The organism is Candidatus Pseudomonas phytovorans (assembly GCA_029202525.1).
GTDB lineage: Bacteria > Pseudomonadota > Gammaproteobacteria > Pseudomonadales > Pseudomonadaceae > Aquipseudomonas > Aquipseudomonas phytovorans.
The window spans coordinates 856,202-878,263 of the sequence record CP119325.1; the positions used below are offsets into that span (position 1 = coordinate 856,202).

Annotated in this window: 17 protein-coding genes; 14 read left to right on the forward strand and 3 right to left on the reverse strand. The window is 62.5% G+C overall.

The genetic code is table 11. The features are described from left to right. The first annotated feature begins 141 nt into the window (after window positions 1–141). From pilM to P0Y58_03870, 12 genes are all read left to right on the forward strand, one after another. Window positions 142–1,023 (forward strand): pilus assembly protein PilM, encoded by an 882-nt coding sequence (gene pilM / locus P0Y58_03815; protein WEK31331.1) that lies wholly within the window; start codon window positions 142–144, stop codon window positions 1,021–1,023. Next, window positions 1,020–1,556: a PilN domain-containing protein gene (locus tag P0Y58_03820; protein ID WEK31332.1), complete on the forward strand. Its 537-nt coding sequence runs from the start codon at window positions 1,020–1,022 to the stop codon at window positions 1,554–1,556. Before pilM ends, P0Y58_03820 begins: the two co-directional genes overlap by 4 nt. After that, on the forward strand, window positions 1,553–2,569 hold the full coding sequence (locus P0Y58_03825) for a pilus assembly protein PilP (protein ID WEK31333.1): 1,017 nt from the start codon (window positions 1,553–1,555) through the stop codon (window positions 2,567–2,569). Before P0Y58_03820 ends, P0Y58_03825 begins: the two co-directional genes overlap by 4 nt. Further along, window positions 2,493–3,761: a secretin N-terminal domain-containing protein gene (locus P0Y58_03830; protein ID WEK31334.1), complete on the forward strand. Its 1,269-nt coding sequence runs from the start codon at window positions 2,493–2,495 to the stop codon at window positions 3,759–3,761. Before P0Y58_03825 ends, P0Y58_03830 begins: the two co-directional genes overlap by 77 nt. 4 nt (window positions 3,762–3,765) lie before the next feature. Beyond that, window positions 3,766–4,284, forward strand: a complete 519-nt coding sequence (gene aroK / locus P0Y58_03835; protein ID WEK31335.1) for a shikimate kinase AroK — start codon at window positions 3,766–3,768, stop codon at window positions 4,282–4,284. Between the two features lie 96 nt (window positions 4,285–4,380). Next, complete coding sequence (gene aroB / locus P0Y58_03840; protein WEK31336.1) at window positions 4,381–5,478, forward strand: 3-dehydroquinate synthase; 1,098 nt, start codon at window positions 4,381–4,383, stop codon at window positions 5,476–5,478. 15 nt (window positions 5,479–5,493) lie between these two features. Beyond that, window positions 5,494–7,098, forward strand: coding sequence for an AAA family ATPase (locus P0Y58_03845; GenBank protein WEK31337.1), 1,605 nt, complete (start codon window positions 5,494–5,496; stop codon window positions 7,096–7,098). 374 nt (window positions 7,099–7,472) lie between these two features. Beyond that, complete coding sequence (gene gltB, locus P0Y58_03850; GenBank protein WEK31338.1) at window positions 7,473–11,918, forward strand: glutamate synthase large subunit; 4,446 nt, start codon at window positions 7,473–7,475, stop codon at window positions 11,916–11,918. 123 nt (window positions 11,919–12,041) lie between these two features. Continuing rightward, a complete protein-coding gene (locus tag P0Y58_03855; protein WEK31339.1) occupies window positions 12,042–13,460 on the forward strand; it encodes an FAD-dependent oxidoreductase in 1,419 nt (472 codons plus the stop codon). 126 nt (window positions 13,461–13,586) lie between these two features. Next, window positions 13,587–15,095, forward strand: a complete 1,509-nt coding sequence (locus P0Y58_03860; GenBank protein WEK31340.1) for an amidase family protein — start codon at window positions 13,587–13,589, stop codon at window positions 15,093–15,095. A 118-nt stretch (window positions 15,096–15,213) separates the two neighbouring features. Continuing rightward, entirely contained in the window at window positions 15,214–16,278 is a 1,065-nt protein-coding gene (gene hemE / locus P0Y58_03865) for a uroporphyrinogen decarboxylase (protein WEK31341.1), read from the forward strand. A gap of 116 nt (window positions 16,279–16,394) precedes the next feature. Continuing rightward, a complete protein-coding gene (locus tag P0Y58_03870; protein WEK31342.1) occupies window positions 16,395–16,742 on the forward strand; it encodes a NirD/YgiW/YdeI family stress tolerance protein in 348 nt (115 codons plus the stop codon). Between the two features lie 81 nt (window positions 16,743–16,823). On the opposite strand, the gene P0Y58_03875 is transcribed toward P0Y58_03870, so the two are convergent. Further along, window positions 16,824–18,011, reverse strand: a complete 1,188-nt coding sequence (locus P0Y58_03875; protein ID WEK31343.1) for an MFS transporter — start codon at window positions 18,009–18,011, stop codon at window positions 16,824–16,826. Between the two features lie 164 nt (window positions 18,012–18,175). Here P0Y58_03875 and P0Y58_03880 point away from each other — a divergent pair, with 164 nt between their 5' ends. Together P0Y58_03880 and P0Y58_03885 are read left to right on the forward strand one after the other, a co-directional pair. Continuing rightward, the gene (locus P0Y58_03880) at window positions 18,176–19,069 is read left to right on the forward strand and encodes a LysR substrate-binding domain-containing protein (GenBank protein WEK31344.1); all 894 of its coding nucleotides are present in this window, start codon (window positions 18,176–18,178) and stop codon (window positions 19,067–19,069) included. A 92-nt stretch (window positions 19,070–19,161) separates the two neighbouring features. Continuing rightward, window positions 19,162–19,935 (forward strand): ParA family protein, encoded by a 774-nt coding sequence (locus P0Y58_03885; GenBank protein WEK31345.1) that lies wholly within the window; start codon window positions 19,162–19,164, stop codon window positions 19,933–19,935. Here the strand turns inward: P0Y58_03885 and trxC are convergent. Together trxC and P0Y58_03895 are read right to left on the reverse strand one after the other, a co-directional pair. Next, window positions 19,932–20,366 carry a thioredoxin TrxC gene (trxC, locus tag P0Y58_03890; GenBank protein WEK31346.1) on the reverse strand — a complete coding sequence of 145 codons (435 nt, stop codon included), beginning with the start codon at window positions 20,364–20,366 and terminating at the stop codon, window positions 19,932–19,934. The two genes, P0Y58_03885 and trxC, sit on opposite strands and share 4 nt — an antisense overlap. Before the next feature lie 136 nt (window positions 20,367–20,502). Next, the gene (locus tag P0Y58_03895; protein ID WEK31347.1) at window positions 20,503–21,963 is read right to left on the reverse strand and encodes a YdiU family protein; all 1,461 of its coding nucleotides are present in this window, start codon (window positions 21,961–21,963) and stop codon (window positions 20,503–20,505) included. Between the last annotated feature and the right edge of the window lie 99 nt (window positions 21,964–22,062).

Consider the following 22,062-nt stretch of genomic DNA (forward strand, 5'->3'; position numbering starts at 1 on the left):
CAGAAAACGCTGGGCATTATAAGCATTTTTTCGCCTCTCCGGGTTACCGGCCAGGCTGCCCGTCGCCCCGATGGGCAGGCCGGGCCTAGTGTTGACGCGGGTTTGCGACAGGCCGCTGCACCAGGCAGCAAGGAAGCCGCGATGTTAGGACGCTTCGGCAAGGATGCCAGTTCACTCGTGGGGGTGGAAATTGCCCCTGACGCTGTTCGTGTTGTGCAACTTCAGCGGCGTGGCAGGCGCTGCCAGGTAGTTGCGTCGGCACAAGAGCCATTTGAATCCGCAGCTGGCAAGGCTTGGGTTGAGGAGCCCGCTGCGGTGGTGGCCGCCTTGCGCCGTGCCTACCTGCGCAGCGGCCTCAGGCAGCCTCGGGTAGCGTTGGCGTTGCCGGCCAGCCAGGTGATCTGCAAGCGCTGTCATTTGCCAGTGGAGCTGGTCGGGGCAGAATTGGAGGCGCAGTTGCTGGCCGATGCCGAGCGGATGTTTCCGTTTCCGTTGGAGGACCTGGCCCTGGACTTTCAGGTCTTGGGGGCCTCCAGCATGCAACCGGGGTGCGCTGAGGTGCTGGTGGCCGCGTGTCGGCACAGTGCGTTGGCGTCGCTTGATGCCATCGTTGGGGAGGCCGGGTTGCAACTTGAGGCCATCGAGGTCGACATCATTGCCTTGTGCCGAATGTTGCCCCAGGGCTGCCTCGAAGGTTCGGCATTACTGCGTGTCGAGGCGCACAGCGCAGTGCTTTATGACTGGCATCCCGGGCGGCCTTACCAGCGTCGTGAACTGCAAACGCAGGGGCTGAAGGGCATGGAGCAGTTGCCGGAACGCCTGCACGCACTGCTTGCCGAGGAGCATTTGCCAGCGGGCCTGTGGATTGCCAGTGGCTCATCGGTGGAGCCGAGCTGGTTGCAAAACCTTGGCCGCCTGCTGAATACCCCGTGCAGGCATTTGCCTGGTTTGAAGGGGCTGGAGCACGTTGATGCCACGATGATCCTGGCGTGCGCGTTGGCCCTTGGAGGGTTGCGCCCATGATGCGGCTTAACCTGTTGCCCTGGCGTGAACGGCAGCGCGAAGCGGCGGTTCGGCGCTTTCGCGTCCAGCTGATTGCTGGCGCACTTCTAGCGCTGTGCGCCGTGACGCTGGTCGACCAGCTAGCCCGCCAGCGCGGGCAGCAGGAGGCGCTGGCCAACACCCGGCAACAGGCCAACCTTGAGGTGCTGGCCGAACAACTGCAGCCGCTGGCTGATGTGCGCGCGAAGCATGACGTACTCATGGCCCGTTTGGCTGCGCTGGAGGGCTTGCGGGCCCAGCAAGGTGTGCTGGGTGATGTGTTCGCCGATCTTGAGGTGGCACTGCCGGTTGGGGTTCAGCTTCTTGACCTCAGCCTGGAAAACGGCCACCTGCAGATGACCGGGTTGGCTACGTCCGGCGCCGAGGTTGCGCAGTTCATGCGCGATCTGGATCGGTCTGGTGTTTTGCTCGATCTGGCGCTCAAGCGCGTCAGGAGCATGCCGGGCGGTGATGAATTTTTGCTGGTTGCGCGCGTTTCGGCGTTCTGGTCATGAGCGCAGCTCCGATCCTTGCCTGGTTGGCGGTAGCCGGGCGTTCCAGAAACATTCGGCGTATCGCGCCATTGCTGGTCGCTGGGCTGGTGTTCGGCCTGGGATGCGCGTTTCGCCTGCCAGCAGGGCTACAACAGCAGGCGCAAGAAGCGGCCAGGCAGGCCGCGCTGAGCGAGCAGCAGGCAGCCAGTGCGACACAACTGGTCGAGCTGGAGCGCCTGCAGGCCTCTGTGGATTCTGCCGAGCGGCGGTTGCTGGGAGCTCACTGGTACTTGGCCGCCGGGGAGCGCATGAGCGATTTGCTTGACCGCCTGGCGGCTTCGGGGCATGCGCATGGCTTGCTGGTCGAGCGGTTTGATGTGAAGGAGGCCGAGCAACAGGCCGGCCATTGGGAAATTCCGCTGCAGGTGCAGGTGGTGGGGCGTTACAGGGACGTGCGTCAGTGGCTGGGCGACTGGCTGGGGCAGGCACGCCTGTTGCGCAGCGGTGACATGAAACTGACCGCAGTCGAGGGGCAACCTGGGCTTTTGCGTCTGCAACTGCGAGTCGATGCCTTCCAGGCCTCAGCGCCCATACCGGCACCTGACGTGCTTGCGCGGATGCCGGCCAAGGCCGCGACGCCAGCGCCGGTGGTCGATCCCTTCGCCCCTGGCGCGTTGCGAATGGCTGGCTCCGGGCTGGCAAGCGTGCCGCTGGCACAGATGGAAATGGTCGGCAGTCTGTCGCGAGGGGCGGCGCATGAGGCGCTGCTGATGGCGGCTGGCAGGCTCTACCGCGTGCGGACAGGTGAGCGGTTGGGGCGCAACCGCGGTGTGGTGGCGCGGATCGATCCAGGCCAGGTCGAAGTGCGAGAACGGCTATTCATGGCGGGGGTGTGGCACGAGCGCACGGCGTTCATCACCCTTGCAAAACGCCTGGGCAAGGAGGCCCGGAACCAGAATGAAGAACGTGATGAAATGGGTGTTGGCAGCGCTGCTGCCGATTCCGCTGGCGTCGGCGATGTCTTATCAGGGTGAGCCCCTGTCGTTGAACTTTCAGGATGTGGAAGTGCGCTCGGTGCTGCAGGTGCTGGCCGATTATGCGGGGGTCAACCTGGTCGCCAGCGATGATGTGCAGGGCAGCGTGACCTTGCGCTTGCAAGACGTGCCCTGGGATCAGGCCCTTGATCTGGTGCTGCGCAGCAAAGGTCTGGCCCGGCGCCAGGAGGGCAATGTGCTGCTGGTGGTGCCTGCGGCAGCGTTTGTCCCACAGCCGCTCAATGCCCAGGTGGGCCTGTTGCCGGATGCACAGATGCAGCCGTTGCACCGTGAACTGATACCGATCCACCATGCCGACGCCGCCGGGCTGGTTGAGCTGTTGCTCACCAGTCTGGCGGATGACGGCCCCCTCACGGCTCGTGGCAGCCTGGGTGTCGATGAGCGCACCAATACACTGGTGGCGCACCAGCCCGCCGATCGCCTGGCCGATTTGCGGCAACTGGTTGCCCAGTTGGATGTGCCGGTGCGCCAGGTGGCGATCGAGGCACGTATCGTCGAGGCCAACGTCGACTACGAAAAAAGCCTGGGGGTACGCTGGGGTGGGCCGCTGTACGGTGAAAACCTGCGGCCGGGCAAGGAACTGTTCATCGACCTCGGCGTGGAGCGGGCGGGCAGCAGCGTCGGTCTGGGCCTGTTGCGCGGTGACGTGTTGCTCGACCTGGAGCTCAGCGCGATGGAAAAAAGCGGCAACGGCGAGATCATCTCGCAGCCCAAGGTGGTCACGGCCGACAAGGAAACGGCCAGGATCCTCAAAGGCACCGAGGTGCCCTACCAGGAGACCAGCCAGAGCGGCGCCACCTCGGTGGCCTTCCGCGAAGCCTCGTTGTCGCTGGAGGTGACCCCGCAGATTACACCGGACAACAAAGTGATCATGGCTGTCAGGGTGACCAAGGACGAGCCGGATTACGTCAATGCCCTGAACAACGTACCGCCAATCCGCAAGAACGAGGTCAATGCCAAGGTGCGCGTGGCGGATGGCGAAACGATCGTGATCGGTGGCGTGTACTCGACTTCGCAAAACAATGTGGTCGACAAGGTGCCATTTTTAGGCGATCTGCCGTATGTTGGGCGGCTGTTTCGACGCGATGCATTACAAGAGAAAAAATCCGAGCTGCTGGTCTTCCTGACTCCGCGTATCATGAGTGACCAGGCGATTGCTGTGAGTCGTTGATTCTGTGCGAAATTTGATACTTGTGGGGCCCATGGGCGCTGGTAAAAGCACCATCGGACGCCTATTGGCCAAAGAGCTGCGCCTGCTGTTCAAGGATTCCGACAAGGAAATCGAACTGCGATGCGGCGCCAACATCCCGTGGATTTTCGACAAGGAAGGCGAGCCGGGTTTCCGTGAGCGCGAGCAGGCGATGATCGCGGAACTGTGCGAACTTGACGGCGTGGTCCTGGCGACCGGCGGTGGCGCGGTGATGCGCGAAGCCAATCGCCTGGCATTGCGCCGGGGTGGCCGGGTTATCTACCTGCATGCTTCGGTAGAACAGCAGGTTGGCCGAACCGCACGTGATCGCAATCGCCCGCTGCTGCGCACCGCCAACCCCGAGGCGACCCTGCGCGCCCTGCTGGAAGCCCGCGACCCGCTCTACCGCGAGATCGCCGACGTTGTGGTGGAAACCGACGAACGGCCGCCACGCATGGTTGTGATCGATATTCTCGAACGCTTGCAGCAGTTGCCGCCCCGTTAACCCGGGACTATTCTCGGCCACCAGCGCCGAGGCGAGGTTCAACGTTAGCGCGTGGTTGCCCGAACGGCGCCGCGCCCAAGTACATTGTGGGGATACATGCAGACACTTAAGGTCGACCTGGGCGAGCGCAGCTACCCGATCTACATTGGCGAAGGCCTGCTGGACCAGCCCGAGCTGCTGGCGCCGCACATTGCCGGCCGGCAAGTCGCCATCGTTTCCAACGAGACCGTCGCGCCCCTGTATCTCGAACGCCTGAGCAAGACCCTCGGTGCCTACTCGGTGCTGCCGGTGGTATTGCCCGATGGCGAAGCGCACAAGAACTGGGAAACCCTGCAACTGATCTTCGATGGCCTGCTGACCGCCCGCCATGATCGCCGCACCACCGTAGTTGCCTTGGGCGGCGGCGTGATCGGTGACATGGCCGGCTTCGCTGCTGCCTGTTACCAGCGCGGTGTCGACTTCATCCAGGTGCCGACTACCCTGCTTTCTCAGGTTGATTCTTCGGTGGGCGGCAAGACCGGCATCAACCACCCGCTGGGCAAGAACATGGTCGGTGCCTTCTACCAGCCCAACGCGGTGCTGATCGACACCACCAGCCTGAAGACCCTGCCAGCGCGTGAGCTGTCCGCAGGCCTGGCCGAAGTGATCAAGTACGGCCTGATCTGCGACATGCCCTTCCTCGCCTGGCTCGAAGACAATATGCAGGCCCTGCGAGCCCTCGACTCGGTAGCCCTGACCGAGGCCATCAGCCGCTCTTGTGCGGCCAAGGCTGCCGTGGTCGGTGCCGACGAGCGCGAGTCGGGTGTGCGGGCCACCCTGAACCTTGGGCATACCTTCGGGCATGCCATCGAAACCCACATGGGCTACGGCGTGTGGCTGCACGGCGAAGCCGTGGCAGCGGGCACGGCGATGGCCTTGGAAATGTCCATGCGCCTTGGCTGGATCGACCAGGCCGAGCGTGATCGCGGGATCCGCCTGTTGCAGGACGCAGGTTTGCCGGTGGTGCCACCACAGGAAATGACCCCGGCGCATTTCATGGAGCACATGGCGGTCGACAAGAAAGTGATCGACGGCCGCCTGCGTCTGGTGCTGTTGCGCCAGATGGGCGAGGCCGTTGTGACCGACGACTATCCGAAAGAGATTCTACAGGCCACGCTGTCGGCGGATTACCGCGCGATCGTGGCCCAGCTTTGAGGTTGTGACAGCGCAATGACCAGTTTGCATGCCGATGAGGCCTTTCTCGACCATTATCAGTTGAGCCACGATCCGTTCGCGCCCCGCGTGCCCGGCTTCAAGTTTTTCCCGGCCCAGCGCAAGCCCGTGCTTGGCCAGTTGCACCATCTGGCGCGCTACAGTCAGCTGATGCTGGTGGTCAGCGGCCCGCTGGGTAGCGGCAAGTCGCTGCTGCGCCAGGCCCTGGTGGCCAGCACCAACAAGCAGGCTGTGCAGAGTGTGGTGGTGTCTGCCCGCAGTGCCAGCGATGCCTCCAGCGTGCTGGCCCAGGTCGCGCAGGATCTGGGTGTGGCTCAGCCCGAAGTGCAGGCGATCCTGTCCAGGGTGGTGCAGTTGGCACTGACCGGGCAGGAAGTGTATTTGCTGGTGGACGATGCGGAACAACTCGACGAGTCGGCACTCCAAGCGTTGCTGGAGTTGGCGGCGGGGGTGCCGGAAGGTCGCCCGCACGTATTCCTGTTCGGTGAGCCATCGCTGATTGCCGGGTTGGATGAACTCAATGTCGAGGAAGAACGCTTCCACATCATCGAGCTCGCCCCCTACAGTGAAGAGGAAACCCGCGAGTACCTGGAACAGCGCCTGGAAGGGGCTGGCCGGGGCATCGAGGTGTTCAGCCGTGAACAGATCGTCGATATCCATGAACACTCCGACGGTTGGCCTGGCAACATCAACCAGGTCGCCCGGGACACTTTGATCGAAGCCATGATCGCCAGCCGCTCCACGGCCAAGCGACCATCCATGGGGTTCAAGATGCCTAAAAAACATGTGCTCGCGCTGTCCGCTGTGGTCGTGGTTGCCGTTGCGGCCGCGGTGTTGATGCCCAAGAAAGGCGACAAGGCACCCGCCGAAGCGCCTGCTGCCCAGGCCCAGCTGCCACTTGGCGAAGGCAAGCCTGGTGCTGCCATAGAGTTCTCCGGCTCGTCCCAGCCGATGCCGCTGCCGCTGGTTGGCCAGTCGCAGCCGGTGATGCGTGAGCCGCTGGCTCAGGCTGCCGGCATGGGCGAGGGTGAAGAAGGCAGCCAGGCGGGCGATACCGCCCTGCAGCCTGGCAACCCGCCGCCAACCGTGACCACCATTGCGCCGCCGCAAGGTGTGCCGGCCGGCCCCGCGCCTACACCTGCACAGCCAGTAGCCGTTGCGCCAGTGCAGCCGGTTGCGCCTGCGCCGAAACCTGTCGCAACCCAGCCTGCCAAGCCGGTTGCGCCGGTCAAGCCTGCGCCTGCGCCGACTCAGGTCGCCGTTGCCAAGCCCGCTGCAAAACCTGCTGAGAAGCCTGCGCCGGCTGGCAGTGGTGGTGGAGGCTGGTACGCCGGCCAGAAACCGGGTAATTACGTCGTGCAGATCCTCGGTACCAGCTCTGAGGCTTCGGCCCAGGCCTACGTCAAGGCCCAGGGTGGCGACTATCGCTACTTCAAGAAAAACCTGCAGGGCAAACCGCTGTTCGTCGTGACTTACGGCAGCTTCGCCAACCGCGATGCAGCGGTTGCGGCAATCAAGAACTTGCCAGCGAAGGTTCAGGCTGGTAAACCTTGGCCACGTACTGTCGCCAGCGTCCAACAAGAGCTGGCCACGGCCCGCTGATACCTGCCGGGCGGCACCACCCCGCCGCCCAGTTGCTGAGCGATACCTGACTTTTCGTCTAGCCTGCTGCGCCTGAGCGCGGCAGGCTTTTCTGTCCCGGACTGCTGGCCACAAGCCCTTTGTTGCAGTCATGGCTGAAACGCTTCAGACTCTAGCCAAGCCGTTATCACGGCGCATGGCGCAAAAAAATTCAAAATTGCGACATAAATTTTCAATGGTGAGACATGAAAATTTGTGGGCATCGCTGTCGCTGTGCAACAATGGTTTTCCATGACCACCGCAAAAAAGCTGGCGTTTGATCGGCGTGGATGGTAAGTGGTTGTTAAAAAAGAGATTTGCCTCCGTTGAGGGGTGAACCTGGTGAGAATGTGTCTATGAAAACAGGTCTGTACCATCCCGAAGAATTCAAGGACAACTGTGGTTTTGGCCTGATTGCCCATATGACGGGCGAACCGAGCCACCACCTTCTGCAAACCGCCATGCAGGCGCTGACTTGCATGACCCACCGCGGCGGTATCAACGCCGACGGCAAGACCGGTGACGGTTGCGGTCTGCTCATGCAGAAGCCCGATCAATTCCTGCGAGCCGTGGCCCAGGAACACTTCGCCGTCGAACTGCCCAAGCAGTACGCCGTTGGCATGGTGTTCTTCAACCAGGACCCGGTCAAAGCCGAAGCCGCCCGCGCCAACATGGACCGCGAGATCCTCGCCGCTGGCCTGAAACTGGTCGGCTGGCGCAAGGTTCCGATCGACACCAGCGTGCTCGGCCGCCTGGCCCTGGAGCGCCTGCCGCAGATCGAACAGGTGTTCGTTGGCGGTGAAGGCCTGAGCGACCAGGAATTCGCCATCAAGCTGTTCAGTGCCCGTCGCCGTTCGTCCGTGGCCAACGCCCACGACGCCGACCATTACATCTGCAGCTTCTCGCACAAGACCATCATCTACAAAGGCCTGATGATGCCGCGCGATCTCGCGGCGTTTTATCCAGACCTAAGTGACGAGCGCCTGCAAACCGCGATTTGCGTGTTCCACCAGCGCTTTTCCACCAACACCCTGCCGAAATGGCCGCTGGCGCAGCCGTTCCGCTTCCTCGCCCATAACGGCGAGATCAACACCATCACCGGCAACCGCAACTGGGCCATGGCCCGTCGCACCAAGTTTGCCAACGACCAGATCCCCGACCTCGAAGAGCTCGGCCCGCTGGTCAACCGCGTCGGTTCCGACTCGTCGAGCATGGACAACATGCTGGAACTGATGGTGACCGGTGGCATCGACCTGTTCCGCGGCGTGCGCATGCTGGTACCACCAGCCTGGCAAAACGTTGAGACCATGGACGCCGACCTGCGCGCCTTCTACGAATACAACTCCATGCACATGGAACCGTGGGATGGCCCGGCCGGTATCGTCATGACCGAAGGCCGCCATGCGGTGTGCCTGCTTGACCGCAACGGCCTGCGCCCGGCGCGTTGGGTGACCACCACCAATGGCTACATCACCATCGCCTCGGAAATTGGCGTATGGGGTTACCAGCCTGAGGAAGTGTTGGCCAAGGGCCGTGTAGGCCCGGGTCAGATTCTTGCCGTGGACACTGAAACCGGCCAGATCCTCGACACCGACGCCATCGACAACCGCCTGAAGTCGCGCCACCCGTACAAGCGCTGGTTGCGTCAGCATGCTACCCGCATTCAGGCGACGCTGACCGACGACCAAGGCGCGGCCAGCTACGACGCTGACCAGCTCAAGCAATACATGAAGATGTTCCAGGTCACCTTCGAAGAGCGTGACCAGGTGCTGCGCCCGCTCGGTGAGCAGGGCCAGGAAGCCGTTGGTTCGATGGGTGACGATACGCCGATGGCGGTGCTGTCGCAGCGTGTGCGTTCGCCGTTCGACTTCTTCCGCCAGCAGTTCGCCCAGGTGACCAACCCGCCGATCGATCCGCTGCGCGAAGCCATCGTGATGTCGCTGGAGATCTGCCTGGGCGCTGAGCGCAACATCTTCCAGGAGTCCCCGGAGCACGCTTCGCGGGTCATCCTCAGCTCGCCGGTCATCTCGCCCGCCAAGTGGCGTTCGCTGATGAACCTTGAGCGCGAAGGTTTCGATCGCCAGCTGATCGACCTCAACTATGAACAGAGCGTTGGCCTGGAAGCGGCCATTCGCAACATCGCCGACCAGGCTGAAGAAGCCGTGCGCGCTGGCAAGACCCAGCTGGTGCTGAGCGACCGCTACATCGCCCCGGGCAAGCTGCCGGTGCACGCTTCGCTGGCCGTGGGTGCCGTGCATCACCGCCTGACCGAGCAAGGCTTGCGTTGCGACAGCAATATCCTGGTAGAAACCGCTACCGCCCGCGACCCGCATCACTTCGCCGTGCTGCTGGGCTTCGGTGCCTCGGCTGTTTACCCGTACCTGGCGTATGAAGTGCTGGCCGACCTGATCCGTACCGGCGAAGTGCTGGGCGACCTCGATGAGGTCTTCAAGTACTACCGCAAAGGTATCTCCAAGGGGCTGCTGAAGATCCTGTCGAAGATGGGTATCTCCACCATCACCTCGTACCGTGGCGCGCAGTTGTTCGAAGCTATCGGCCTGGCCGAGGAAGTGGTCGGCCTGAGCTTCAAAGGCGTGTCCAGCCGCATCAAGGGTGCGCGTTTCGTAGACCTGGAAAGCGACCAGAAGCTGCTGGCAGCCGAAGCCTGGAGCGCGCGCAAGCCGATCCAGCAAGGTGGCCTGCTGAAGTTCGTCCACGGTGGCGAATACCACGCCTACAACCCGGATGTGGTCAACACCCTGCAGGCCGCTGTGCAACAGGGCGACTACGCCAAGTTCAAGGAATACACCACGCTGGTCGACCAGCGCCCGGTGTCGATGATCCGCGACCTGTTGAAGGTGAAAGTGGCCGACCAGCCGCTGGCGCTGGAGCAGATCGAGCCGCTGGAGGCCATCCTCAAGCGTTTCGACTCCGCCGGTATCTCGCTGGGCGCACTGTCGCCAGAGGCTCATGAAGCGCTGGCCGAGGCCATGAACCGCCTGGGTGCGCGTTCCAACTCCGGCGAGGGCGGTGAAGACCCGTCGCGCTACGGCACCATCCGCAGCTCCAAGATCAAGCAGGTGGCTACTGGCCGCTTTGGCGTGACCCCAGAGTACCTGGTCAACGCCGAAGTGCTGCAGATCAAGGTGGCCCAGGGCGCCAAGCCTGGCGAAGGCGGCCAGCTGCCGGGCGGCAAGGTCAACGGCCTGATCGCCAAGCTGCGTTATGCAGTACCGGGCGTGACCCTGATCTCCCCACCGCCGCACCACGACATCTACTCGATCGAAGACCTTGCCCAGCTGATCTACGACCTCAAGCAGGTCAACCCGCAGGCGCTGGTATCGGTCAAGCTGGTGGCGGAAGCCGGCGTTGGTACCATCGCTGCTGGCGTGGCCAAGGCCTATGCCGACCTGATCACCATCTCGGGCTACGACGGCGGGACTGGTGCTTCACCACTGACCTCGATCAAGTACGCCGGCGCCCCGTGGGAACTGGGCCTGGCCGAAACCCACCAGACCCTGCGTGGCAACGACCTGCGCGGCAAGGTACGGGTACAGACCGACGGCGGCCTGAAAACCGGCCTGGACGTGATCAAGGCGGCCATCCTCGGCGCCGAAAGCTTCGGCTTCGGTACCGCGCCCATGATCGCCCTGGGCTGCAAGTACCTGCGTATCTGCCACCTGAACAACTGCGCCACCGGCGTAGCCACCCAGAACGACAAGCTGCGCAAGGACCACTACATCGGCACCGTCGACATGGTGATCAACTTCTTCACCTTCGTCGCCGAAGAAACCCGCGAGTGGCTGGCCAAGCTGGGCGTGCGTAGCCTGGGCGAGCTGATCGGCCGTACCGACCTGCTCGAAATGCTGCCAGGCGACACCGAGCGCCAACAGTACCTGGACCTGTCGCCGCTGCTGGGCAGCTCGCACATCCCGGCCGACAAGCCACAGTTCTGCGAAGTCGACAAGAACCCGCCGTTCGACAAGGGTGAGTTGGCCGAGAAGATGGTGGAAATGGCCCTGCCGGCGATTCGCGATCAGGCCGGTGGCGAGTTCAACCTCGACATCTGCAACTGCGACCGCTCCATCGGTGCCCGTATCTCTGGCGAAATCGCCAAGCTGTACGGCAACCAGGGCATGGCTGCCAACCCGATCACCTTCCGCTTCAAGGGTACTGCTGGTCAGAGCTTCGGCGTGTGGAACGCCGGTGGCTTGAACCTGCACCTGCAAGGCGATGCAAACGACTACGTCGGCAAGGGCATGACCGGGGGCAAGGTCACCATCGTGCCGCCAGCCGGCAGCCCCTTCGCTACCCAGCACAGCGCCATCGTCGGCAACACCTGCCTGTATGGTGCCACTGGCGGCAAGCTGTTTGCCGCGGGTACTGCGGGCGAGCGCTTCGCTGTACGTAACTCCGGCGCCCACGCTGTTGTCGAGGGCACTGGCGATCACTGCTGTGAATACATGACCGGTGGCTTTGTGTGCGTCCTGGGCAAGACCGGTTACAACTTCGGTTCTGGCATGACTGGCGGCTTCGCCTACGTGCTCGACATGGACAATAGCTTCGTCGACAAGCTCAACCACGAACTGGTGGAAATCCAGCGTATCAGTGGTGAAGCGATGGAGGCCTACCGCAGCCACCTGGCGCGGGTCCTGGGCGAGTATGTGGAAGAAACCGGCAGCGAGTGGGGGCGTGAGCTCTCGGAGAACCTGGACGACTACGTGCGGCGCTTCTGGCTGGTCAAGCCGAAGGCGGCCAACCTGAAGCAGTTGCTGTCCAGCACCCGTGCCAACCCGCAGTAAAAACAGCTGCAAGTGGCAAGCCTCACGCTGCACGTAAAGGCAGTACGAGGTTTGCCCGGCTTAAGTGATCGTCTTGCGGCTTGCAGCTTGTAGCTTGCAGCTGCTGTAAAGAGGTTTTGAAAAATGGCTGAACGTCTGAACAACGACTTCCAGTTCATCGAAGTGGGCCGCAAGGACCCGAAGAAAAAGCTGCTGCGCCAGCGCAAGAAGGAGTTCGTGGAAATCTACGAACCGTTCAAGCCGCAGCAGTCTGTAGACCAGGCGCACCGCTGCCTGGGCTGCGGTAACCCGTATTGCGAATGGAAGTGCCCGGTGCACAACTTCATCCCCAACTGGTTGAAGCTGGTCTCCGAAGGCAACATCCTGGCCGCAGCTGAACTGTCGCACCAGACCAACACCCTGCCGGAAGTGTGCGGCCGCGTGTGCCCGCAAGACCGCCTGTGTGAAGGTGCCTGCACCCTGAACGACGGCTTCGGCGCGGTGACCATCGGTTCGGTGGAGAAGTACATCACCGACACCGCCTTCGCCATGGGCTGGCGCCCGGACATGTCCAAGGTCAAGCCCACCGGCAAGCGCGTCGCCATCATCGGCGCTGGTCCGGCTGGCCTGGGCTGCGCCGACGTGCTGGTGCGCGCCGGTGTGACGCCGGTGGTGTTCGACAAGAACCCGGAAATCGGTGGCCTGCTGACCTTCGGCATCCCCGAGTTCAAGCTGGAAAAGACCGTGCTCAGCAACCGCCGCGAAGTGTTCACCGGCATGGGCATCGAGTTTCGCCTGAACACCGAGGTGGGCACCGACATCACCATGGAGCAGCTGCTCGCCGAGTACGATGCAGTGTTCATGGGCATGGGTACCTACACCTACATGAAGGGCGGCTTCCCGGGCGAAGACCTGCCGGGCGTGCATGACGCGCTGGACTTCCTGATCGCCAACGTCAACCGCAACCTGGGCTTCGAGAAGTCGCCGGAAGACTTCGTCGACATGAAGGGCAAGAAGGTGGTGGTGCTGGGCGGTGGTGACACTGCGATGGACTGCAACCGCACCTCGATCCGCCAGGGCGCCCAGGCGGTGACCTGTGCCTACCGTCGTGACGAAGCCAACATGCCGGGCTCGCGCAAAGAGGTGAAGAACGCCAAGGAAGAAGGCGTGAAGTTCCTCTACAACCGCCAGCCTATCGCCATTGTCGGCGAAGACAAGGTTGAAGGCGTGAAGGTGGTCGAGACCCGTCTTGGCGAGCCGGATGCCCGTGGCCGCCGCAGCCCCGAGCCGATCCCGGGCTCTGAAGAGATCCTGCCGGCTGATGCCGTGGTGATCGCCTTCGGTTTCCGCCCAAGCCCGGCGCCTTGGTTCGAGCAGCATGGCATCCAGCTGGACAGCCAGGGCCGTGTGGTGGCGCCGGAGAAGAGCAAGTTCAAGCACCAGACCAGCAACCCGAAAGTATTTGCCGGTGGCGACATGGTGCGCGGTTCGGACCTGGTGGTGACGGCTATCTTCGAGGGGCGTACTGCTGCCGAAGGTATCCTTGACTATCTGGAGGTGTGATCAGTCTTGTAAAGAAGGACGGTTCCTACACGGCCTGACGAAGCAACAGACTGTACTCGCCAGCAACTGATTCCGAGACTGGATGGGCTCCTCAAGGAGCGAACATTCAGTCAAGGAATCAGATGCATGAACAATCTTCAGCAAAACCCCGCGATATCCGTGATCGATCTGGCGTACCGGCTCGACGATCTGCAGGAAGGCTTCGATGGTCCTGTGTTTGCGTCGATCATCGATCCCGATAGCAACGATTTCGCGACCCTTTCCGAACTTCAGCAGAAGCTGGCTGAAGGCAACCTGACATCCGTCGATCTGGTGACCCGTGCATTGGCACGGATCAGCGCGCTCAACGAAAAGGGCCCACAACTCAGGGCCGTCATCGAAACCAACCCGGATGCCCTGACTATTGCGCAAGACCGGGATGCCGAGCGCTTTGAAGGGGTGCTGCGCGGCCCGTTGCACGGTATCCCCGTGCTCCTCAAGGACAACCTCGACAGCGGCGATGGCATGCAGACCAGTGCCGGCTCGTTGGCACTGGTCGGCGAGCCGGCAGCGGCAGACGCCTATGTAGTTCAGCGGCTGCGTGCGTCCGGCGCGATCATCCTTGGCAAGGCCAATACCAGTGAGTGGATGGGTTTTCGTGACTGGACGGCCCCTTTGGGGTGGAGTGGCCGTGGTGGCCAGACCAGAAGTGCGCTAGGTCGCGACTTCCCTGTATACGGTTCCAGTGCCGGCTCGGCGGTGGCTGTCAGCGCCGGTATCGTCGCCATCGCTGTCGGTACGGAGACCAACGGCTCGCTGGTTGGGCCTGCTTATTGCAATCACGTGGTAGGTCTGCGCCCTACACTGGGGCTGCTCAGCCAGTACGGGATGCTGCCGTTGAGCAGCTTGCAAGATACCCCAGGTCCGATGGCGCGTACTGTCACCGACGCCGCGCTGTTGGTCGATGCGATGTTTGGCCTGGACCGGCCAGACCAGGTGCCGGAGGGCGCACCTCAAGCGCCTGTGGCGTATGCTGCAGCGCTGGACGACTCCGCGTTGTGGGGTGTTCGTCTGGGCTACCCGGTGCACAGTGGGGGAGGGGCTACGATGGCGGATGATCCCGCTTTTGCTGCTCTGCTAAGCAGGTTGGAAAGTGCTGGCGCCACGGTGGTTCCGGTCCAGTTCGAGTTCCCAGACTTGTTCCCGGAACAGATGGCTGTGTTGAGCTATGACTTCAAGCGAGAACTGGCAAGGTACCTGGCTGGGCGGCCAGGCGTCGGGGTGAAAAGCCTCGCCGATGTGATCGCCTTCAACACCGCTAATCCGTTGCCGGAGGGCTATGCCCAAGGCTTGCTGGAAAGTAGCGAGGCGTTGGCGTTCAATGAAGAAGACTACACGTGTGTAGCCCACCAGCTGCGCAGCCAGAGTCGCTGCTTGCTCGACACCGCGCTGCAGGTCCATGACCTTGCGGCGCTGATCGACCTGCCGTTGGGTTATTTGAACAGCTATGGCGCCCAGGCAGGGTATCCAGGCCTTACGGTGCCTGCCGGGCTCGATGAAGACGGCAGGCCGACCGGCCTGTGTTTTATCGGTCCACAATGGTCCGACGGAGTGTTGCTATCGCTTGGTTATGCCTTCGAGCAGAGCGGCAGGTAGCAATTTGTATACAAAATCGTTTGATCCATAGCACTTGATAGACAAAACGCATGGCCATGGCCGTGCCTTTTGCGTTGGCGTCTGAGAAAATGCCCGCACTATTTTTCCGGATGCCGACATGACTGCCCTGAAGAACGACCGTTTCCTGCGTGCACTGCTCAAGCAACCCGTAGACGTCACCCCGGTGTGGATGATGCGCCAGGCCGGCCGCTACCTGCCGGAGTACCGCGCCAGCCGCGCCAAGGCCGGGGACTTCATGAGCCTGTGCATGAACCCGCAGTTCGCCTGCGAGGTCACGATGCAGCCGCTGGACCGCTACCCGCTGGACGCAGCGATCCTGTTCTCGGACATCCTCACCATCCCCGACGCCATGGGCCTGGGCCTGTACTTCGAAACCGGCGAAGGCCCGCGTTTCAAGAAGGTCATCAGCACCCCGGCCGATATCGAAGCACTGCCAATCCCCGACCCGCAAAAAGACCTCGGCTACGTGATGGACGCAGTCAGCACCATTCGCCGCGAGCTTAACGGCCGCGTGCCGTTGATCGGCTTCTCCGGCAGCCCCTGGACCTTGGCCACCTACATGGTCGAAGGCGGCTCGTCGAAGGATTTTCGCAAGACCAAGGCCATGGCCTACGACAACCCGCAAGCCCTGCACCTGTTGCTGGACAAGCTGGCGCAGTCGGTCACCAGTTACCTCAACGGCCAGATCCTGGCCGGTGCCCAGGCCGTGCAGATCTTCGACACCTGGGGCGGCAACCTCTCGGCGGCGGCGTATCAGGAGTTTTCCCTGGCTTATATGCGCAAGATTGTCAGCGGCCTGATCCGCGAGCACGAAGGCCGCAAGGTGCCGGTGATCCTGTTCACCAAGAATGGCGGTCTGTGGCTGGAGAGCATCGCCGAAGCCGGCGCCGACGCGCTGGGCCTGGACTGGACTTGCGAGATCGGCGACGCCCGCCGCCGCGTGGGTGACAAGGTGGCTCTGCAGGGCAACATGGACCCTACTGTGTTGTACGCAAAACCCGAGGCTATCCGCCAGGAAGTGGCGCGTATCCTGGCCAGCTATGGCCAAGGCACTGGCCATGTGTTCAACCTGGGCCACGGCATTACACCGGAAGTCGACCCGGAGCACGCTGGCGTGTTCATCAACGCCGTGCACGAGCTGTCGGCGCAGTACCACCAGTGAGCTGATCGCTGAAAAACAGAGCCCGGCCATGCGCCGGGCTTTTTTGTGCGTTAAGTTTTAATTCAGCGATCGTCGTTAATCTGGTCCCATCAAAACCGAAACAGGACCCGATCCTCATGAAAGCTCATTACCTTGCACTGATCCTTGCCCCACTGTTCAGCACCGCCGCGCTGGCCGCGACCTACACCGGCCCCGGCGCCCAGTCGGTCACCACCGTGGCCGCTGCCAACGAAGCTGCCGATGACACTCCGGTTGTGCTACAAGGGTTTGTGACCAAGAAAATCAACAACGACGACAAGTACGAATTCAGGGACAACACCGGCACCATCACCGTCGAGATCGATGACGAAGACCTGCCGCCAACGCCGTTCAACGACAAGACCAAGGTCAAGCTGACCGGTGAGGTGGAGAAGCACCTGATGAGCCGGGAAGTGGATGTGGATATTGTCGAGATCATCAACTGATCTGATGGCCTATTCGCGGGCACGCCCGCTCCCACAGGGACTGCACCGAACCCTGTGGGAGCGGGCGTGCCCGCGAATGCTTCACACCGATTTGGGCGGTAACTTGCTCAAGTGCAAAGCCACCAGCAACGCCACCGCCAGCAGGCTGCCAATGAACAGCCCTATACCATTCCAGCCCCACTGGTGCCAGAACACCCCGCCCGCCGTACCGGCCACGCTGGAGCCTGCGTAATAGCTGAACAGGTACAGCGACGATGCTTGCCCCTTGGCCTTCAACGCCCGTCGGCCGATCCAGCTGCTGGCCACCGAGTGCGCGCCAAAGAAGCCGAAGGTGAACACCAGCATGCCCACGATCACCATCGCCAGCGGGCTGGCCAGGGTCATCAGCAAGCCACCTGCCATCACCACGATGCTGGCCCAGAATACGTTGCGCCGGCCCAGCTTGTCGGCCAAGGCACCCACCTGTGCCGAACTGTAGATGCCCGACAGGTACACCACCGACAGCAAACCGACCAGTGCCTGGTTCATGTGGTAGGGGTCGGCCAACAAGCGGTAGCCGATGTAGTTGAACAGGGTGACGAAGGCACCCATCAGCAGGAAGGCCTCAAGGAACAGCCAAGGCAGGCCCGCGTCCTTGAAGTGCACGACGAAGCCGTCCAGCAGGCTGCGCGGGTTCATTACCTGTGGGCGGAAATTGCGCGACTCGGGCAGCACCTTCCAGAACACCAGCGCTGCCACCAGGGCCAGGCCGCCAATGCAAAGCATCGCCGTGTGCCAACTGACGAAGTCGATCAATACACCGGTGATAAGCCGCCCGCTCATGCCGCCAATGGCGTTGCCGCCGATGTACAGGCCCATGGCCAGGCCGATGTGCTGCGGGTGGATCTCTTCGCTCAGGTAGGTCATCGCCACCGCCGCAAGGCCACTCAGTGACAGGCCGACCAGCGCACGGGTGGCCAGTACCAGCTCCCAGCTCGGCATCACGGCGCTGGCCAGGGTGGAAAGGGCAGCGCAGACCAGGGCGAACACCATTACCGGTTTGCGCCCGATGCGGTCGGAGATGGGGCCGGTAATCAGCAGGCCGAGCGCCAGCATGGCGGTGGACACCGACAGCACCAGGCTGCTCTGCGCCGCATTGATCGCAAATTCCTTCGACAGCAGCGGCATCATCGGCTGTACGCAATACAGCAGGGCAAAGGTGGCGAAGCCGCCGCTGAACAGGGCCAGCACGGTCTTCATGAAGGCGGGGGTGCCTTTTTCGATCCACATTTCGTTCAGGGGGGCAGGTTCTGGTTCAGTAGGAAGCGGGGCTACAGCAGTTTTCACGGCGGGTACCTCTGGCGCAATGAAAAAAGCATATAGCTGGCTAATGATTAGATCCAATATATTGTTCGACCTATTTAAGACGTTTTACGACCTGTTTGGAGCCGATCATGGAACTGCGCCATCTGCGTTACTTCATCGCCGTGGCCGAGGAGCTGCACTTTGGCCGTGCGGCCCAGCAACTGGGTATTTCACAGCCGCCTTTGAGCCAGCAGATCCAGGCGCTGGAGCAGGAGTTGGGGGCGCGGTTGTTTGAGCGTACCAATCGTCGGGTCGAGCTGAGCGAGGCGGGGCGGCTGTTCCTTGAAGAAGCGCGCCAAGTGCTGGCGCAGGTAGAGAAGGCCGCCGATGTGGCCCGGCGTGCCCAGTTGGGGGAACTGGGCGAGATGAAGATCGGCTTTACGTCGTCTGCGCCATTCACCTCGAAAATTCCCAAGGCCATCCATGCCTTTCGCCAGCGCTTTCCGGCGGTGCACCTGAACCTCAAGGAGATGAGCAGCCGCGATGTTGCCGAAGGGGTATTCGACGAGTCCATCGAGGTGGGGCTGATGCGGCCCATGCCGCTGCCGGAGGGTTTGCTGGCCACCGAGTTGTTCCGGGAGCCGCTGGTCGCGGTGATCAATGCTTCGCATCCGTTGGCGGAAGGAACCGAACAGGGCGTGCACATGGCGGCGCTGGCCCATGAGCCGTTTGTGTTCTTCCCACGCAGTTATGGCAGCGGCTTGCATGCGCAGTTGCTGAGCCTTGCCCGGCAGGCGGGATTCAGTCCGCATTTTGCCCAGGAGGCGGGGGAGGCGATGACCATCATCGGCCTGGTTTCGGCAGGGCTGGGGGTATCGGTGCTGCCGGCGTCGTTCCAGCGCATGCGTATTGACGGGGTGGTTTACCGCACCTTGCTCGATGAGGGGGCGATGACGGCAGTGTGGCTGGTGCAGCGCGAGCGTGGTGGGTCGGCGATGGCGCGGGCGTTTGCGGAGTTGGTCACCGGGCAGGCCTATGGCTGAAAGCGTGATGTATTGATACCCGGCAGATGGCGCTGGCCAATGCCTCGTCGGCGCCACATACTCGGGCATTCGTTGATACACGGAGGTCAATCATGCGGCGCGTGGTGTTCAATCAGAAAGGTGGCGTGGGCAAGTCGAGCATTGCCTGTAACCTGGCGGCGGTCAGTGCCAATGAAGGCTACCGGACCCTGCTGATCGACCTGGATGCCCAGGCCAACTCGACCCAGTACCTCACCGGCCTCACCGGCGAGGACATCCCCATGGGCATTGCCGATTTCTTCAAGCAGAGCCTGTCCAGCGGACCGTTCAGCAAGAAGAACAAGGTCGATATCTACGAAACCCCTTTCGATAACCTGCATGTGGTCACCGCCACTGCCGAGCTGGCCGACCTGCAGCCCAAGCTTGAGGCAAAGCACAAGATCAACAAGCTGCGTAAATTGCTCGACGAGCTGGACGAGGACTACGATCGTATCTACATCGATACCCCGCCGGCGCTCAATTTTTATGCAGTATCTGCGCTGATCGCTGCCGATCGCGTGCTGATCCCCTTCGACTGCGACAGCTTCTCGCGCCAGGCCCTTTATGGCCTGCTGGCCGAAATCGAAGACCTCAAGGAGGACCACAACGAAGACCTGATGGTCGAAGGGATTGTGGTCAACCAGTTCCAGTCCCGCGCCAGCCTTCCGCAGCAAATGCTCGACGAGCTGCAAGCCGAGGGCCTGCCGGTGCTACCGGTGTACCTGAGCAGCTCGGTGAAGATGCGCGAGTCGCACCACGCCAGCTTGCCGCTGATTCATCTGGAGCCGAAGCATAAGCTCACCCTGCAGTTTGTCGAGTTGCATTCGCTGCTTGAAGAAAACGCTTAAACCCCTTGGCTACGCAACCACTCCAACAGCGACTGGAGTGGAAACGCCCCGGCCTGGCGGCTGACTTCGCGGCCGTTCTTGAACAGCAGCAGGCTGGGGATCGAGCGAATGCCCAGTTGCCCCGCCAGGTTACGGTTGGCTTCGCTGTCTAGCTTGGCCAGGCGGCAGCGGCCGGTCAGTTGGCGGGCCGCCTGTTCAAAGGTGGGCGCGAAGGATTTGCACGGGCCGCACCAGTCGGCCCAGATGTCCACCAGCAGCGGCAGGTCGCCTTTGATCTGGCTGGCGTAGCTGGCTTCGGTGAGTTCGAAGGGCTGGCTCAGCAGAACGGCCTGTTTGCAGCGGCCGCATTTTGGTGCATCAGCCAGGCGTTCCGCTGGTAGGCGGTTCAGGCCGTTGCAGTGGGGGCAGGGGATTACCAGTGGTTCGGGCATATCAATTCCTTGTGTTGTTTGATCGGGCCCTATCGCCGGCAAGCCAGCTCCCACAGGGTTATCGATTGCTCAGGTGTGACGCTGTACCTGTGGGAGCTGGCTTGCCGGCGATGGGGCCAGTACAACAACCATCAATTCAGGAAGAACAGCTGATTTCCAGGTGCTTGCCCCACTCCGGCGGGCGCTCGGCATAGGCCTGCATCCCAGGCTGCTCTTCGAAGGGCTTGCTCAGTACCTGATGCAGCTGCCGCACCTCGCTGTAATCCCCCGCTTCAGCCGCTTCGATTGCTTTCTGCGCCAGGTAGTTGCGCAGTATGTACAGCGGGTTCACTGCATGCATGCGCTCACGGCGCCCTTCGGCATTACCTGCGTCGCGCTCGCAGCGGGCCAGGTAGTCAGTGCCCCATGCATCGAAACCGGCCAGGTCGATAAAGTCGTTGCGTACCACCTGCAGCGCCTCGGCCACCGGTTGTTCGCCCAGCTTTCGGAAGAACAGGTTGTAGTCCACGCCACCACGCTGCATGCACTGCAGCAGGCGCTCGACCAGTGCCATGTCGTCGTCCTCGGCGCTGGTCAGGCCCAGGCGCCGGCGCATCAGGTCCAGGTAGTGGGCCTGGTACAGCGGCAGGAACAGCCCCAGTGCCTCTTTCAGTGGCTCAACCTCGATCACCGTGGTCAGGGCCTGGGCCAGTGCGCTGAGGTTCCAGTGGGCGATGGGCACCTGGTTGGCGTAGCTGTAGCGGCCACGGTCGTCGGAGTGGTTGCAGATGAAGTTGGCGTCGAAGTCATCGAGGAAGGCGTATGGGCCGAAGTCGAAGGTGATGCCCAGGATCGACATGTTGTCGGTGTTCATCACGCCGTGGCAGAAGCCATAGGCTTGCCAGCGGGCGATCAGTTCGGCGTTGCGCTCGACGATGGTGCGGAACATGGCCAGGTACGGTTGTTCGGCGTCACAGCATTCGGGGTAGTGCTGCTGCAATACATGGTCGATCAGCACCCGCTGCTGTTCGGGCTGTTTGGTGTAGTAGAAATATTCGAAATGCCCGAAGCGCACATGGCTCTGCGCCAGGCGCGTGAGCATGGCAGCGCTTTCGCGGGTTTCGCGCCACACCGCGGTGCTGGAACCGATCACGCACAGCGCCCGGCTGGTGGGGATGCCCAAGGCGTGCAGGGCTTCGGAGGCGAGGAACTCGCGGATCGACGAACGCAACACGGCGCGGCCGTCGCCCATGCGTGAGTACGGGGTCTGGCCAGCGCCCTTGAGGTGCAGGTCCCAGTGGTCGCCCGCATCGTTGACTACCTCGGCCAGCAGCAGGCCACGGCCATCACCCAGGCGCGGGTTGTACGAGCCGAACTGGTGGCCGGAATAAACCATCGCCCGAGGGTCGGCTTCTTCCCACATCTTGTGGCCGCTGAACAACTCGGCGAATACCGGCTGTTCGGCCTGGGCCGGGTCGAGGTCGAGCAGGGCCATGGCCGACTCGCTTGCTACCACCAGGCGCGGGTCTGCGATGGGTTCGGGCAGCACCTGGGTGGAGAACGCGTCGCCCAGGCGGGCGAAGCGGTTGTCGAAGGTGAGTTGGTCGAGGGCTTTCACGGGCCGGCTCCAGAGTTTGATTGACTGGGGCCGCTTTGCGGCCCTTCGCGGGCTTGCCCGCTCCCACAGGGATCGCGCCGCTCTCAGGGTCAGCGCTGG

What these genes read in the sequence shown, in the direction of transcription:
- P0Y58_03880 (WEK31344.1), top strand. Translation starts at nt 18,176, where the DNA reads ATGGAACTGCGCCATCTGCGTTACTTCATCGCCGTGGCCGAGGAGCTG.
- gltB (WEK31338.1), top strand. Translation starts at nt 7,473, where the DNA reads ATGAAAACAGGTCTGTACCATCCCGAAGAATTCAAGGACAACTGTGGT.
- pilM (WEK31331.1), top strand. Translation starts at nt 142, where the DNA reads ATGTTAGGACGCTTCGGCAAGGATGCCAGTTCACTCGTGGGGGTGGAA.
- trxC (WEK31346.1), bottom strand. Translation starts at nt 20,366, where the DNA reads ATGCCCGAACCACTGGTAATCCCCTGCCCCCACTGCAACGGCCTGAAC.
- P0Y58_03885 (WEK31345.1), top strand. Translation starts at nt 19,162, where the DNA reads ATGCGGCGCGTGGTGTTCAATCAGAAAGGTGGCGTGGGCAAGTCGAGC.
- P0Y58_03855 (WEK31339.1), top strand. Translation starts at nt 12,042, where the DNA reads ATGGCTGAACGTCTGAACAACGACTTCCAGTTCATCGAAGTGGGCCGC.
- P0Y58_03875 (WEK31343.1), bottom strand. Translation starts at nt 18,011, where the DNA reads ATGTGGATCGAAAAAGGCACCCCCGCCTTCATGAAGACCGTGCTGGCC.
- P0Y58_03870 (WEK31342.1), top strand. Translation starts at nt 16,395, where the DNA reads ATGAAAGCTCATTACCTTGCACTGATCCTTGCCCCACTGTTCAGCACC.
- P0Y58_03820 (WEK31332.1), top strand. Translation starts at nt 1,020, where the DNA reads ATGATGCGGCTTAACCTGTTGCCCTGGCGTGAACGGCAGCGCGAAGCG.
- P0Y58_03845 (WEK31337.1), top strand. Translation starts at nt 5,494, where the DNA reads ATGACCAGTTTGCATGCCGATGAGGCCTTTCTCGACCATTATCAGTTG.
- P0Y58_03825 (WEK31333.1), top strand. Translation starts at nt 1,553, where the DNA reads ATGAGCGCAGCTCCGATCCTTGCCTGGTTGGCGGTAGCCGGGCGTTCC.
- P0Y58_03830 (WEK31334.1), top strand. Translation starts at nt 2,493, where the DNA reads ATGAAGAACGTGATGAAATGGGTGTTGGCAGCGCTGCTGCCGATTCCG.
- P0Y58_03860 (WEK31340.1), top strand. Translation starts at nt 13,587, where the DNA reads ATGAACAATCTTCAGCAAAACCCCGCGATATCCGTGATCGATCTGGCG.
- hemE (WEK31341.1), top strand. Translation starts at nt 15,214, where the DNA reads ATGACTGCCCTGAAGAACGACCGTTTCCTGCGTGCACTGCTCAAGCAA.
- aroB (WEK31336.1), top strand. Translation starts at nt 4,381, where the DNA reads ATGCAGACACTTAAGGTCGACCTGGGCGAGCGCAGCTACCCGATCTAC.